Genomic DNA, 13,780 nt, shown 5'->3' with positions numbered 1-13,780 from the left:
TCGCCGGCGATCAAACCGTCCAGAAATAGCGCACGATGTGGAAGAAGATCGGCGCTGCGAAGACCAGGCTATCGGTGCGGTCGAGCATGCCGCCATGGCCCTCGATCAGGTGGCCCCAGTCCTTGACGCCCTGGTCGCGCTTGATCGCCGACGCCACGAGCCCGCCGAGGAACCCCATCGTGCAGGCGACGAAGGCGACCGTCGAGGCCTGCAGCGGCGAAAACGGCGTGATGAAGGAGAGCAACGCGCCGAGCAGGCTGGAGGCGACCAGCCCGCCGATCAGCCCCTCCCAGGTTTTCGACGGTGAGACGGTCGGCGAGAAGCGGTGTTTCCCGAACAGCTTGCCGAAGATGTACTGCAGCACGTCGCTGCCCTGCACGACGATGATCAGGAAGGCGATGAGCAGAAGATTGCGGCCTTCGAAACCCGGCACGTTGAGCGTCAGCAGGGCAGGGACATGGCTGACGCAATAGACCGAGATCATGATCGCCCATTGCTGCGCGGCGATCCGCTCGAGGAAGCGCTCGGTGTCGCCATGCAACGCCGTGATCGCCGGCATCAGCAGGAAGCAGTAGACCGGGATGAAGATCACGAACAGTCCGTACCATGCCGTCCACACCAGCCAGTACTGGACCGGGATGACGATGCCGAACATGCCGAGCAGCACCCAGTGGTCGCTGCGGCGGCTGTGCGTCAGCGTCACGAACTCGCGCAGCGCCGCGAACGAGATCAGCGCGAACAGGATGGTCATGCCGTAGCGGCCGAAGAAGAAGGCGACCGTCATCAGCGCCACCATCACCCACCAGGCGTTGATGCGCTGCGTGAGGTTGACCAGCGTTGCGCTCAGCGGCTTCGGCGCGCGCATCGAAAGGATGCCGGCGGTGACGCTGGCGGTGCTCAGCACCACGAAAAGGCCGATGATCAGGATGCTGATTTCGTGGCGCATCAATCGTCTCGATCAGGGCGCGGATTCAGCGCCAGCAGCGCCGCGCGGGCGCGCTCGAGGAAGGCGCGGCGTTCCTCGCCAGGCTCCACCGCCACCGGCGCGCCGAAGACGACGCGGCAAAGCAGCGGCACCGGCAGGAACTGGCCCTTCGGCAGCACGCGCGACATGTTCTCGATCCAGCAGGGGATGAGTTCCACATCGGGCCGCGCCATCGACAGGTTGTAGAGCCCGGAGCGGAACGGCAGCAGCTCGTCGCTCATGTTGCGCGTGCCTTCCGGGAAGATGATCAGCGAGTGGCCCTGGTCGAGCACCGAGAGCATGACCGAAATCGGGTTCTCCTCCGGACTCGTCCATTGCCGGCTGATCAGCACGGAGGAGAGCATGTCCTCGGCGATGAAGCGGCGCAGCCGCGACTTCCCCCAATATTCGGAAGCGGCGATCGCATGCGTGATGGCGCGTTCCTTCTCGCTGAGGCAGGCCGACAAAAGGATGAAATCGCCATGGCTGGTGTGGTTGGCGAAATAGATGCGCTGCCGCTCCGACGGCTGGCTGCCGCTCCAGATCGGGCGCACGCCGGTCACCGCCCAGGCCAGCGCCGACAGGCCGACCGAGGTCACCGTCTGCAGCAGGGTGAAGGTCCGGAGCGCAAGCTTGCTCATCGCGGCATCCAGAATCCGGCGGTCAGGAACGCGGCGACGAAGACTGCCAAGGCGATGCGCTGGCGGGCAAGCAGGCGGCGCGTTCCGGCGATACGGTCGTCGAGCGAGCGGAGAAAGGAGGGAGCCGGCTTCAGCCGCATGCGCGCCAGCAGATCGTCGACCGCAGCACCTCCGGAAGCCTCGTCGTCATGGCTCGTCATCAGCCGGAACAGCAGCGCATCGAAGAGGAGAAGCGCCGAAAGCCCAAGCACCGCGATGGCGCTCGCCGCCGCGACCAGCAGCGCCAGCACCGCGATCGGCGCATGGAGGGCGCCGCGCGCCGAGGCGACCAGAGGCGCGACGCTGTCGCCGGCGATAACGATGGCGGCCGGCCACGCCGCCTGCTTGATGAGCATGGCGGCGAAGATGGCCGTCCGCTGCCGATAGGCTTCGTCCGTCATGCCGGCTCGTCCTGGAAATGCACCGGCCGGCCTGATGCGGCGAGCTGCTTTTGCGCCTGCGCCGGCGTGTGCGATCGGCCGGTCGAGACCAGCCATCCGGCGATGACCGTGGCGCTGCGCTGGAAGCCTAGCGCGCAGCAGACCAGCACCGTGCCCTGCCGGCGCGCGGGCTCGATGGCTGCCACCGCCCGATCAAGCACGTCCGCCGGCGGCGGCAGGAGATCGAGCATCCCGAAGCTTTCCCAGCGGCCAGGCGCGTCGCGCGGCCGCTCCAGCTCGGCGGCGAGATCGATCACCGTGCCGAAGCGATCGGCTTCGGCAGCGTCGGGAAAACGTCCGAGGAAAACGCCGTCGGCGATCGCCACCGCTGGCGGTAGCTTGCGCGTCCATGCCCAGACATTGGCCCTGGCGCTCAGCCGGTAGGGCCAGAGCAGGATGCGGCTTGCCAGCGGCGCATAACCGTCAGCCGTCTTCTGGAACACTTTTGCGCCGGCCCCGGCATAGGCGAAGGCGACGATGGCCAGCGCCAGCGCCGGCCACAAAAGCACCAGCGCGATAGCGGAGAAGTGGACTCCGACGGATGCTCCGGCCAGAGCAAGGGCACCGCCCAACGCGTAGCCGAGCGCAAGCCGCCGTGCCTTGGCATCGGCGTTCAGGCGGAAGCCGGAGAAAGGCAGCTCGCCCTTGGCCGGAAACAGCCAGAGCGCGAAGGCCCCGAGCACTGCGCCGGTGGGGATATCGATGAAATGGTGCTGCCAGGTTGTCAGCACCGAGGCGCCGATCAGGAAGCACCAGCCGTGCCAGATGGGCAGCAGAACGCCGCCGAGGCGCTGGCGCCAGTGATCCCAGATGATCACCAAAAGCGCGATATGCAGCGACGGCGCCTGGTTGAACGGCTTGTCGAAGCCGCCGAGCACGGCAAACAGGAAGCCCGGCAGGCCGCTTGTCGCCGGCCGCACGAAGGTGGCGGTCAGCGGAAACAGGATGAAGCAGGTGACGGCGACGACCTGTGCCGTGAGATAGCGGCTTGCCAGCCGGTCGACACCGCGTCTGCTGTCGTTGAGCAGCAGCGACAGGCCGTAGAACAGGTTGATCGACCAGTAGGGCACGATCGTCCATGCGAGGAACGGTATCGCGTGCTCCCAGGAAAACACTATGCTGCCGACATGCGAGCGCGTCGAGGCCAGCCAGTTGGCGAAGCCGTAGGTCGAATAGAAGAAGGGCGCCAGAACAGCGAGCCAAAGGGCTGCACGGACCACGATCCGGCCATAGGCTTCGGCTGCTGGGCTGGTTGAAAGGGGCGGGGGCTCGACGCTGGCGGGCATGCCTGGGTGTTCCTAAAGCCCGATGATTTCAGGTCGATCCGACCTGAAATCATCCGGCTCTAAATCAAAGAAATAGAGCATGATGTCGTCCGAAAACCGCTTCACACTTTTCGGCATCATGCCTAAAGCCGCCTTGCCAGCGAGACGGTGAAGATGCCCCATTGGTCGATGCGCTGGTCGAGCTTCTCGAAACCGGCTGCCTCGACCAGCTGGTCCATCTCGCCCTGCGTGCGGCGCCGCATCACCCAGGCCTGGCCGCCGCGATGCGACGTCAGGCTGCGCGCGATCATCTCGAGCTGCGGGTGCCAGGGCTGGTTGGTGTAGAGGAGCAGGCTGCCGGGCTGCATGGCGCGGGCAAGGCCGCCGAGCGAGCGGGCAATCAGCGCGTTGTCGGCGAAAAGCTCGTAGAGGCCGGAAACGATGGCGAGGTCCGGCGCCGGATCGAGCCTGGCCAGCCCATCGCCGTCAAAGGCGTCGACGCGCCGGAACGACACGCTCGCCGGCAGTCCGCGCTTTGCAATCAGCTTGCGGCCGAGCTCGACGTTGAGATCGGAGTAGTCCTGCAAGCGCACGCTGGCTGGTTGTTCAGGGCTCTTGGCGATGGCGTCGAGCACGTAGCGGCCGTGGCCGGCGGCGATATCGAGGATATGACCGGGCCGTCCGGTGGCCTTCAGCGTTGCCAGCGCCGAGCCGATCAGCTCTTCGAGGTTGAGCTTGCGCTGGCGGATGCCACGCCAGCCGATGGCGTCGAGGAAGGTCCGGTCGACCAAGCGGCCGATCGGCCCGAGACCGCGCGGCTCGTCCTCATAAACATAGTCCAGCGTCGACCCGGAATCGAAGCCGGTGGCAACGCCGGTCTTCATGCCTTGCGAGAACCAGCTGCCGAGGCGGATGAAGGCGCGGCTCAAGGCCCAATAGAGGCCCCTCAGTGACAGGAGATCGAGCGGCGAGGCAAGCCTGTCGGCCTCGTCGCGCGTGTAGCCGGCGATATCCGCCTGCTTCAGGTCGACGGCTTCGGCCGGCGAGGCGAACTGCCCTTCGAGGAACGGCCGGATCAGGTCGAGCGCCTTGGCGCGGTCGCGTTCGCCCAGCGTGTCGTGGAAGAAGCCCGGCAGCACATGGCGTTCTTTCACGCTGCTACCGAGGTTGACGAAGAACTCGTGCTGCGGCGCATGGCGCACCACCCAGTCGCTGCCCGACAGGAGAAGCTGCGTCGGCACGGTGATGGCGCGGGCATCGGAAACGATGCGCGCCGCATGCTGGTAGAGCTCGACGAGGATGTTCGAGGCGATCGGCCTTGTGATCAGCTTGTCGTTTTCAAACGAAGCGATGCGCACCGGGTCATGGGTGAGCAGGCTCGCCTTGACGTAGGAATTGACGAAGAAGCGCCCCTTGATCTTCTGCCACAACGCAATGCCTTCTTTGGCGAAAGGGACATAGAGCTTGACCGAGAAGGCGGGCGAGGCGAGCACCATGGCGCGCAGTTTCGGCGCGTAGTCATGCACCCACGCCGCGGCAAGCACGGCGCCGAAGGACTGCGCGATGAGCGCGATATCCGGCGCGGCAAAACCGTCCCTGGCGGCGATCTCGCGCGTGAAGCAATCGATGTCGCGCACCAGCGCCGCGAAGGAAGGAGCATAGCCGCGCTCGCCTTCGGAGCGGCCGTTGCCGCGGGCGTCCCAGGCATAGAAGGCATGGTCGGGCATGCCGAGTTCGTCCACGAGATGCGCCATGCGGCCCCCATGCTCGTGGCCGCGATGGAAAAGTACGACCGCACCCTTGGCCTTGGCCGAGACTTTTGTCTTGGCGGAAACGGGCGGCCAAAAGCGGTAGAAGATCTGCGTGCCGTCATGGCTGCGGAAGGTGCGTTCCTGCGCTTGCCGCGCGAGGCTTTCCGCCGGCGCGCTGGCGACCTGTTCGTGAAGCATGGTGTTTCCCCCGGGCGGCATGGCGAGCCTCGATGCTCAGCCGCCGCTGCCAATAAGACCGGCGCGTATCCGGTTTATGGCGGTCAGCAGCGAAAGCGTAGCCATGGCCGGAAACACAAACGGCGCGATTGCCGGCGGCCACAGCCCGGCGGCGGCGAGCACGGCGACCACGCCCAGCGCCAGCGCCCTGTCGCTCTTGCCGAACGGACCGCCATAATTTCGTCCGATGCCGGCGGCGATGCCGAGCACGCCGGCGAACTCGGTAAGCACAGCGGCGATGGCAAAGGCGACGACGCCCCGGCCGCCGAATTGCGGAAAGGCCGCGAAGGGCAGGATCAGCGCGAGGTCCGAGGCGACGTCGCAGGTCTCGTTGAGATACATGCCGAGCGTCGAGGCCTGCCCATGCTCCCGCGCCAGCATGCCGTCGATGGCGTTGAGCACCATGCGAACGAATAGCACGATGGGGATGAGAAGAAGAACGATGCGCCAGCCCGGCAAAAGCGCGATCGCCGTTCCGGCGGTAATGGACAGCAAGGCAGCAAGTATCGTTATGCCGTTGGCCGTGATGCCCATTGCGGCCAGCTTCCCGACCAGCGGCCGCAGCCTGTCCTGGAAAGCCGGCTTGAGCGCATAGAGCGTCGGCATTGCGTTGATCCCCCGATCCACGCTTCCACCTGTATCACGAAGAGGCCGAACGACACCAGCATGCGGCAAAAAACACAGTGAATTTTCAGACGGTTGACGCCTGGTTATGAACGCAGAGCCTCAAGCCGCCGCAGTCGCCGTCTTGATCAGGCGCCGGCCAGGGTGTCCTCTCCGCGACTAGCCGGCGGTCGATCCGCCCTTCTTCCAGGGGCTGCGCTTTCCCGGCTTCTGGACCAACGCATTCCGCTTGAATAGTAAGCACGCTTATTATATATGTCGCTCATGGTTTCAGACGGCATCGACAGATTGGGATTTTTGATCCACGACGTGCAGCGCCTGATGCGTAAGCGCTTCGAGGCGCGCGCCAGCGGGCTCGGCCTGTCGTCGGCGCAATGGCGCCTGATGGTTCGCGTGGCCAAGGAGGCCGGCATCACCCAGGCGCGGCTCGCCGACATGCTGGAAATCGAGCCGATCAGCGTCTCGCGTCTTGTCGACAGGATGGAGGAGGGCGGCTGGATCGAGCGCCGCACCGACCCGACCGACCGGCGGGTGCGCCTGATATTTCCCACCGCCAAGGCAAGCGCTGCCTATGCCGACGTCAAGAGCCTCGCCGGCGAGGTCTATGAGGAATCGCTCACCGGCGTGTCGCCGGAGGATCGCCACGTCCTGATCCGGACGCTGGACACGATCGTGCGGAATTTGACGGACGGCGAAGCGTCGTCCCTGGAAAAAATGAAGGCAGAAGGCGCAGCAACATGAACGCGGCAGCCAAGATCGAAGACAACGTCACCGAGCTGGAGATGGAGACGCCTGCGGAGCCGATCGCCGAAGCCCCGGCGCAGCCGGCACCCGCTCCCGTTTCCGTGGCGCCGGCGCCGCAGCCCGCGCCGAAGAAGAAGCGCCGCCTGGGCCGCTTCCTTTTGATGATCGCCCTGCCGCTGGCGCTGCTCGCCGGCGGCGCCTATGTCTGGGTGACGGGCGGGCGCTACCAGGAGACCGAGAACGCCAATCTGCAACAGGCCAGGATTTCGATCGCTTCCGATACGGCCGGCCGCATCGTCCAGGTCGGCATCGCCGACAACCAGACGGTCAAGGCCGGCGACCTCCTCTTCGTCATCGACCCGGAGCCTTACAGGATCGCTCTTGCCCAGGCCGACGCGGCTGTGGCCGCCGCGCGCCTCAATGTCGAGCAGCTGCGCGCCGCCTACAGCCAGGCGATGGCGCAGGAAAAGTCGGCGAGCAGCGAGGTCGACTATGCGCAGTCGCAATATGATCGCGCCGCCGATCTCGCCCAGAAGGGCATCAACGCCAAGTCTTCGCTGGACGAGGCCCGTAACGACCTCGACAAGGCCAAGCAGCAGCTGGCGGTCGCCGAGCAGGGCATCGTCAGCGCCAAGGCGGCGCTTGGCGGCAACCCGGACATCGAGACCGACAGGCACCCGACGGTGATGTCGGCGATCGCCGCGCGCGACAAGGCCGCTTACGATCTCGCGCAGACCACGGTGAAGGCGCCGGCCGACGGCGTGGTCTACCAGGCCTCGTCCTTCAAGGTCGGCCAATACGTCGCCGTCGGCACGCCGCTGTTCGCGCTGGTCGAGACCGGCGACACCTGGATCGACGCCAATTTCAAGGAGACCCAGCTCACACATATGAAGCCGGGCCAGAAGGCCGAGATCGTCGTCGACACCTATCCGGGCCGGACCTTCGATGCGGCCGTCAAGGCGATCGGCGCCGGCACGGGCGCCGAGTTCTCGCTGCTGCCCGCCCAGAACGCCACCGGCAACTGGGTCAAGGTCACCCAGCGCATCCCAGTGCGCCTGGAACTGGCCGACCCCGACGCCAAAATGGCGCTGCGCACCGGCATGAGCGCGACGGTCACCGTCGACACCGGCGTGGCACGTGGCCTGCCGTCGATCTTCGGCCACGCCACGGCCGGCGAGAACGCGCAATAATCACGCACAAGCAAGGAGTTGGAGCAGGGGATTGATCCGATGGGAGGAGTGTGAAAGCTCAAGCGTTGAGGCGAGCCGCTTCGCGGCTTTGATCGATGCTGAAGCTTTCGACACGGACCCGTCTAACCTCAGGTTTCCGGGCGGCAGGCATCCGCTCGAATAGAGACTTTCGGTCGATGTAATCCCCACATCGATAGTCGCGTCCCACCGCGATGAGGGTCTCTCAACGGAAGGCCTTGCCGTCCGGAAACCTAGAGCCGGATGATTTCAGGTCTGTTCGACCTGAAATCTGAATCCGCCTCTAAATCAAAGAGATAGAGCATGATGTCGTCCGAAAACCGCTCCACACTTTTCGGCATCATGCTCTAGCGTACCCGTTTTTGTTGTCTGCCGGAAGTTCAGCGCCATGAGCACGCCCGAACCCTTCAAGGAAGTCCCGCACCGCGGCCTGATCACGGTCGCGCTGATGCTGGCGACGATCATGCAGGCGCTCGACACCACGATTGCCAATGTCGCGCTGCCGACCATGACCGGCGATCTCGGCGCCTCGCCCGACAACATCAACTGGGTGCTGACCTCCTACATCGTGGCGGCGGCTATCATGACACCGGTCACCGGCTGGCTTGCCGACCGCCTTGGCCGCAAGGAACTGTTCCTCGCCTCGGTCGTCGGCTTCACCATCTTCTCGATGCTCTGCGGACTCGCCTGGAGCCTCGAGACCATGGTGCTCTTCCGCTTGCTGCAGGGCGTGTTCGGCGCGGCCATCGTGCCGCTGTCGCAGACCTTCCTGCTCGACATCAATCCCAGGGAGCGCCATGGCCAGGCGATGGCCATCTGGGGCGCCGGCATCATGCTGGGGCCGATCCTCGGGCCGACGCTCGGCGGCTGGCTGACCGAGAATTTCAACTGGCGCTGGGTGTTCTTCATCAACCTGCCGGTCGGCATCCTCGCCTTCATCGGCATGGCCGCCTATCTGCCGGTCGTCGCCAAGCGCGTGCGCAGCTTCGATTTCTTCGGCTTCGCCATGATCTCGCTCGGCGTCGGCGCGTTGCAGCTGATGCTCGACCGCGGCGGCGAGGTCGACTGGTTCTGCTCGACCGAGATCTGGATCGAGCTCGCGCTGTCGATCACCGGTTTCTGGGTGTTCATCATCCATACGGTGACGTCCGAACGTCCCTTCATCGATCCAAAAATCTTCCTCGACCGCAATTTCGTGACCGGGCTGGGCTTCATCTTCGTCATGGGCGTGCTGATCCTTGCCTCGATGTCGCTGCTGCCGCCAATGCTTGCCAACATCTTCGGCTACCCGACGGTGACCATCGGCGTTGTGCTGGGACCGCGCGGCATCGGCACGATGATCTCGATGCTGTTCGTTGGCCGCATCATGCACAGGATCGATGCCAGGATCCTCGTCGCCATTGGCTTCCTGCTTACCGCGCAGTCGCTCTACACGATGGCGAGCTTCACGCCGCAGATGGACAACTGGCTGATTATCTCCTCGGGCGTCGTCCAGGGCCTCGGCATGGGCATGGTGTTCGTGCCGCTGTCGGCGGTTGCCTTCGCCACGCTCGACGCGCGCTACCGCACCGACGCCACCTCGCTGTTCAGCCTGGTGCGCAATCTGGGTTCCTCCATCGGCGTATCGGTTGTCGCGGCGCTCATGGTGCAGAACACGCAGATCAACCATGGCGAGTTGTCCGTCTTCATCAACCCGTACAATCCCAATCTGTGGGCGGCCTCGCCGGCCGCGGCCGCCGGCGACCCCGCCGCGCTTTCGCAGGTCGACAGGCTGGTGAACGTCCAGGCGATGATGATCTCCTATATCAACGACTTCAAAATCCTGATGGTGATGACGCTGCTTGCCGTCCCGTTCGTGGTCCTGCTGCGCAAGCCAAAAGCGGCGCCGGCCGGTGGCGCGCCGGCAGCGCATATGGATTGACGTTTTGCGGGCTGGCGCGACGTAGCGGCTGCGCCTGCATCCGGGCTCAAAATCGTGTCCGGGGAACAGCCCGGAACTTTCAGATTTCCACAGCTGCCCCCTGACCCGGGAGCTGGTTCACCTACCATTAGTATATCTCGATCACGATGCGGTCGCTTTTGGGTTGAAAGCGAGCCGCGTTGCTTTGCGCCGGCACCAAACCGGAGGAACTCTGTTTGGGCACAAAATCATCCAGGAAAGCCGCTGCAACACCGGAGTCGGCCAGTCTTGCCGCGCTGGCAAAGCTGACGATCGCTTCCTATGAAACGCTCGAGCGCGACCTTCGAGCCAGGATCGCAACGCTCGAAGGGCAGGCGCTGCGATTTGAGACGGCGATCGAAAACGTTTCGCAGGGCATCTGCTTTTTCGATGCCGGTGAGCGGCTTATCCTGTGCAACCGCCGCTATGCGGAAATCTACCGCATTGCGCCTGAGCAATTGCAGCCGGGACTGACGCTACGGGAAATCGTCGAACGTCGCGTCGCGGTCGGGACATCCGCGACAGATGCCGACGCTTATCTCGCATTGGCCCGTTCCATCAATTCGGGCATGGCTCCAAGAGTCTGGACCGCCAACCTCGCCGACGGCCGGGCAATTCAGGTCTGCCACCAGCCCATGCCTGACGGCAGCTGGGTGGCCACGCATGAGGACATTACGGCGCTCGCTGCCAATCAACAGATCGTCGACGAGCGCATCTCGCTGCAAACGCTGATCGACTGGGTGCCCGATTATCTCTGGGTCAAGGACACGGAAAGCCGGTTCGTCGTGGCGAACAGAGCGCTTGCGGTCGACAGCGGGCGGGAGAAGACCAGCGACATGATCGGCTTGACCGATTTTGATCTCCATGCCCCGGAACTTGCGCGGAAATTTCGCGCGATCGAGGAGAACGTGCTCCGCAGCGGACAACCGATGATCGACAAGGAGGAGTTTATTGTCGATGCGTCGGGCGTAGGAAAGTGGGTTTCATCGACAAAGGTGCCTCTGCGCAATGCGCAGGATGAGATCATCGGTCTGGTTGGGATCGCTCACGATGTCACCGCGCGCAAGCAAGCGGACATCCTTCGGGATGGACAGGCGCATATTCTGGAAATGATCGCGATGAGCGCCCTGCTCGAAGACGTGCTCGATCGCCTGATGCGCCTCGTCGAGTCGCAATTGACGGGAATATTCGGTTCCGTCCTGCTGCTGGACAAGGATGGTAGCCATTTGCGGCACGGCGGCGCGCCGAGCCTGGCGAAAGACTATACCACCGCCGTCGACGGGATCGCCATCGGCCCCAAGGTTGGATCGTGTGGCACCGCCGTCTATCGGCGCGAGCCGGTCATCGTCTCGGACATCATGCAGGATCCGCTTTGGGAAGATTACCGTCACGTGGTGGCGCCCTTCGGCTATCGTTCCTGCTGGTCGACACCGATCCTGTCGCATCAAGGCGCCGTTCTGGGTGTCTTTGCGATGTATTCGATGACGGTGCGTGAACCGACCGAGGCCGAAACACGGCTGATCGACTTCACGACGCGCATTGCGGGGATCGCCATCGAGCGCAAATTGGCTGAAGACCAGATTCATTTCATGGCCAACCATGACGTGCTGACAGGGCTTCCAAACCGCGCTCTGCTCGAGGACCGGCTCTCGCAGGCTCTGCTTTATGCGCAGCGCTATGAGCGCTGGGTGACGGTGGTGTTCATCGACCTCGACAACTTCAAGCTCGTCAATGACACGCTCGGCCATAACGCCGGTGACGTGCTGCTGAAGACCGTCGCCAACCGTATGGTCGAATGCGTCCGGTCAACCGACACCGTCGTGCGGCTTGGCGGCGACGAGTTCGTTATCGTTCTGTTCGATCAGCCGACCGACGTCGATCTGATCTCCGAGACCCTGCAAAAGATCCGGTCGGCGATCGCGGAGCCGGTTCATCTGGGAAGGCACCGGCTGCGGGCGACGGCCAGCATCGGCATCGCCAACTATCCCAAGGATGGGACGGGTCCGGATCAGCTGCTGGCCAATGCCGATGCCGCCATGTACCGCGCGAAGGAATTCGGCCGCGACAATTTCCAGTTCTACGCTCCCGAGTTCAACACCAGGGCGCATGAGAAATTCCTGCTTCAGGAAGAGCTGCGAAATGCGCTGGCTCGCTCGGAGTTCGTCCTGCTCTATCAGCCGCAGGTCGATCTTCGCTCAGGGGACGTCTTTGCAGTCGAAGCCTTGCTGCGCTGGAAGCATCCGACACGAGGCATGGTGGCGCCGGACACATTCATTCCGACCGCCGAGGAGACCGGCCTGATCGTGCCGATCGGCGACTGGGTCCTGCATGAAGCCTGTCGGCAGAACAAGGCCTGGCAGGATGCCGGTCTGCCACCCCTGACCGTATGCGTAAACGTCTCGGCGCGGCAATTCAGGGAACCGAACCTGATTGGCCGGGTCGTGAACGCACTGAAGGACAGCGGCCTGGATGCCAGACATCTCGAGCTTGAGGTAACCGAGAGCCTTATCATGCAGGACGTCGAATTGGCGGTTGCGACGATGAACGCGTTGCAGGGCCTGGGCGTTCAGATATCGATCGACGATTTCGGAACCGGCTATTCCAGCCTCAGCGCGCTTAAGACCTTTCCCGTGGCGCGGCTGAAGATCGACAAGTCATTCATCAGGGATCTCGCCGCCGACGAGAGCGATCAGGCTGTCGCCAGCGCCGTGATCTCATTGGGTCAAAATCTGCATTTGAGGGTCATTGCCGAGGGCGTCGAGACAGACGATCAGGTGGCCTTCTTGCGCAAGAACAATTGTGATGAAATGCAGGGCTATCATTTCAGCAAACCGGTATCGGCCCTGGGCATCGCGAAACTGCTCCACACGGCGAGCCTGGCGGATGACGGCCGAGGCGTTCCGGCGTCGAAACCGCTGACGGCAAAACAGGGATAGGCGAGGCCTATCTCCCGAGCACGAGGCTCCAGTAGCGCAGGCTCGGATCGCGGCCGTCGCGCACATAGGCGAGGCCGAAGCGGGAGAAGTCCGGGTCGAGCATGTTGCGGCGGTGGCCGTCCGAATGCATCCAGATGTCGAACAGCTTCTGCAGGTCGAAGCGGCCCTCGGCGATGTTCTCGCCCGCGGCGCCGTGCACCCCGTTGCCCTTCATGCGCGAGGCGAAATCCTTGCCCCAGCCGGTGGTGTGGCTCATCCGGGCGCGTGACGCCATGTAGCCGGCCTGCTGCAGCGCCGCCTGCTCGAGCTGCGTGTCCGGAACCAGCGCCGGCAGCCCGGCGGATGTCCGGATCGTGCTCAAGGTGGTGGTGGCGGAGGACGAAACGCCTGCGCCTTCGCCGGTCGGCAGCACGGTGGTGGAGCAGGCTGCAAGGCCCGCCAGCGCGGCAAGAGCCGCACCCTTCAGCAGCCGGCGCCTGTTCGGGTTCGGGATCGGGTGGTTTTCGAGTCGCGCAACGGTCATGCCCGCCTGAAATAATGGCGATCATGGCTTTTGCCGGGCAGGGCGGCGAAAATCTCGGTAGACGGCCCTAGGCTGCGGTTTCGAGATTTGCTTCCGAGCCGCCGGTCCGATCGTCGGCCGTATGCACCCACCAGGCCCCCAGCGCATCGATCAGCGGGACGAGCTTGCGGCCGGACGTCGTAAGGTCGTAGTCGACGCGCAGCGGATAGCCTTGATGCGCGGTCCGCCGCACGATCCCGGCGTCCTCCAGCTTGCGCAGTTCCAGCGCCAGGATGCGGTGCGAAACGGTCGGATTGTCGCGCCTGAGTTCGCTGAAGCGTTTGGTGCCGTCCTTCAGATAGTAGAGCAGCAAGGTCGGCCAGCGGCCGCTGAGCACGCGCATGGTCTCTTCGATCGGGCAGCGCGAGACGACATCTTTCATGGGGAGGGACCTGGACGCGTGGTTACAGAATAGTGCGTAATTTACATG

At 64.2% G+C, this 13,780-nt stretch carries 12 protein-coding genes; 4 read left to right on the top strand and 8 right to left on the bottom strand.

The genetic code is table 11. From position 1 onward, the window contains the following. Positions 1-10: 10 nt before the first annotated feature. The 6 genes from EN874_RS05895 to EN874_RS05870 form a co-directional block, all read right to left on the bottom strand. Complete coding sequence (locus tag EN874_RS05895; protein ID WP_126084484.1) at positions 11-946, bottom strand: phosphatidate cytidylyltransferase; 936 nt, start codon at positions 944-946, stop codon at positions 11-13. Further along, complete coding sequence (locus EN874_RS05890) at positions 946-1,605, bottom strand: lysophospholipid acyltransferase family protein (RefSeq protein ID WP_127424410.1); 660 nt, start codon at positions 1,603-1,605, stop codon at positions 946-948. Before EN874_RS05890 ends, EN874_RS05895 begins: the two co-directional genes overlap by 1 nt. Beyond that, positions 1,602-2,045 (bottom strand): hypothetical protein, encoded by a 444-nt coding sequence (locus tag EN874_RS05885; protein WP_127424409.1) that lies wholly within the window; start codon positions 2,043-2,045, stop codon positions 1,602-1,604. The genes EN874_RS05890 and EN874_RS05885 overlap by 4 nt, the downstream gene beginning before the upstream one ends. After that, the gene (locus EN874_RS05880; RefSeq protein ID WP_127424408.1) at positions 2,042-3,370 is read right to left on the bottom strand and encodes a phosphatase PAP2/dual specificity phosphatase family protein; all 1,329 of its coding nucleotides are present in this window, start codon (positions 3,368-3,370) and stop codon (positions 2,042-2,044) included. The genes EN874_RS05885 and EN874_RS05880 overlap by 4 nt, the downstream gene beginning before the upstream one ends. A gap of 122 nt (positions 3,371-3,492) precedes the next feature. Continuing rightward, the gene (locus EN874_RS05875) at positions 3,493-5,298 is read right to left on the bottom strand and encodes a bifunctional alpha/beta hydrolase/class I SAM-dependent methyltransferase (protein ID WP_168247370.1); all 1,806 of its coding nucleotides are present in this window, start codon (positions 5,296-5,298) and stop codon (positions 3,493-3,495) included. A gap of 36 nt (positions 5,299-5,334) precedes the next feature. Further along, positions 5,335-5,943 carry a CDP-alcohol phosphatidyltransferase family protein gene (locus tag EN874_RS05870; protein WP_127424406.1) on the bottom strand — a complete coding sequence of 203 codons (609 nt, stop codon included), beginning with the start codon at positions 5,941-5,943 and terminating at the stop codon, positions 5,335-5,337. Between the two features lie 282 nt (positions 5,944-6,225). Here EN874_RS05870 and EN874_RS05865 point away from each other — a divergent pair, with 282 nt between their 5' ends. The 4 genes from EN874_RS05865 to EN874_RS05850 all read left to right on the top strand — a co-directional run bounded on the left by EN874_RS05865 (position 6,226) and on the right by EN874_RS05850 (position 12,788). After that, complete coding sequence (locus tag EN874_RS05865) at positions 6,226-6,702, top strand: MarR family transcriptional regulator (protein WP_126089466.1); 477 nt, start codon at positions 6,226-6,228, stop codon at positions 6,700-6,702. Beyond that, positions 6,699-7,895 (top strand): HlyD family secretion protein, encoded by a 1,197-nt coding sequence (locus EN874_RS05860; RefSeq protein ID WP_127424405.1) that lies wholly within the window; start codon positions 6,699-6,701, stop codon positions 7,893-7,895. The genes EN874_RS05865 and EN874_RS05860 overlap by 4 nt, the downstream gene beginning before the upstream one ends. Positions 7,896-8,301: 406 nt before the next feature. Next, entirely contained in the window at positions 8,302-9,834 is a 1,533-nt protein-coding gene (locus EN874_RS05855; RefSeq protein WP_127424404.1) for a DHA2 family efflux MFS transporter permease subunit, read from the top strand. Positions 9,835-10,013: 179 nt separating this feature from the next. Further along, positions 10,014-12,788, top strand: a complete 2,775-nt coding sequence (locus tag EN874_RS05850) for an EAL domain-containing protein (RefSeq protein ID WP_245513465.1) — start codon at positions 10,014-10,016, stop codon at positions 12,786-12,788. A gap of 7 nt (positions 12,789-12,795) precedes the next feature. On the opposite strand, the gene EN874_RS05845 is transcribed toward EN874_RS05850, so the two are convergent. Together EN874_RS05845 and EN874_RS05840 are read right to left on the bottom strand one after the other, a co-directional pair. Continuing rightward, positions 12,796-13,311 (bottom strand): CAP domain-containing protein, encoded by a 516-nt coding sequence (locus tag EN874_RS05845; RefSeq protein ID WP_127424403.1) that lies wholly within the window; start codon positions 13,309-13,311, stop codon positions 12,796-12,798. A gap of 67 nt (positions 13,312-13,378) precedes the next feature. After that, a complete protein-coding gene (locus EN874_RS05840) occupies positions 13,379-13,732 on the bottom strand; it encodes a helix-turn-helix domain-containing protein (protein ID WP_127424402.1) in 354 nt (117 codons plus the stop codon). Positions 13,733-13,780 lie beyond the last annotated feature (48 nt).

Source organism: Mesorhizobium sp. M1D.F.Ca.ET.231.01.1.1, assembly GCF_003999155.2.
GTDB lineage: Bacteria > Pseudomonadota > Alphaproteobacteria > Rhizobiales > Rhizobiaceae > Mesorhizobium.
This window is presented reverse-complemented; position numbering and strand designations above follow the sequence as displayed.

Bases quoted from the DNA above. Each gene is read 5' to 3' on its own strand.
- EN874_RS05895 (WP_126084484.1), bottom strand. From the start codon at position 946: ATGCGCCACGAAATCAGCATCCTGATCATCGGCCTTTTCGTGGTGCTG.
- EN874_RS05890 (WP_127424410.1), bottom strand. From the start codon at position 1,605: ATGAGCAAGCTTGCGCTCCGGACCTTCACCCTGCTGCAGACGGTGACC.
- EN874_RS05885 (WP_127424409.1), bottom strand. From the start codon at position 2,045: ATGACGGACGAAGCCTATCGGCAGCGGACGGCCATCTTCGCCGCCATG.
- EN874_RS05880 (WP_127424408.1), bottom strand. From the start codon at position 3,370: ATGCCCGCCAGCGTCGAGCCCCCGCCCCTTTCAACCAGCCCAGCAGCC.
- EN874_RS05875 (WP_168247370.1), bottom strand. From the start codon at position 5,298: ATGCTTCACGAACAGGTCGCCAGCGCGCCGGCGGAAAGCCTCGCGCGG.
- EN874_RS05870 (WP_127424406.1), bottom strand. From the start codon at position 5,943: ATGCCGACGCTCTATGCGCTCAAGCCGGCTTTCCAGGACAGGCTGCGG.
- EN874_RS05865 (WP_126089466.1), top strand. From the start codon at position 6,226: ATGGTTTCAGACGGCATCGACAGATTGGGATTTTTGATCCACGACGTG.
- EN874_RS05860 (WP_127424405.1), top strand. From the start codon at position 6,699: ATGAACGCGGCAGCCAAGATCGAAGACAACGTCACCGAGCTGGAGATG.
- EN874_RS05855 (WP_127424404.1), top strand. From the start codon at position 8,302: ATGAGCACGCCCGAACCCTTCAAGGAAGTCCCGCACCGCGGCCTGATC.
- EN874_RS05845 (WP_127424403.1), bottom strand. From the start codon at position 13,311: ATGACCGTTGCGCGACTCGAAAACCACCCGATCCCGAACCCGAACAGG.
- EN874_RS05840 (WP_127424402.1), bottom strand. From the start codon at position 13,732: ATGAAAGATGTCGTCTCGCGCTGCCCGATCGAAGAGACCATGCGCGTG.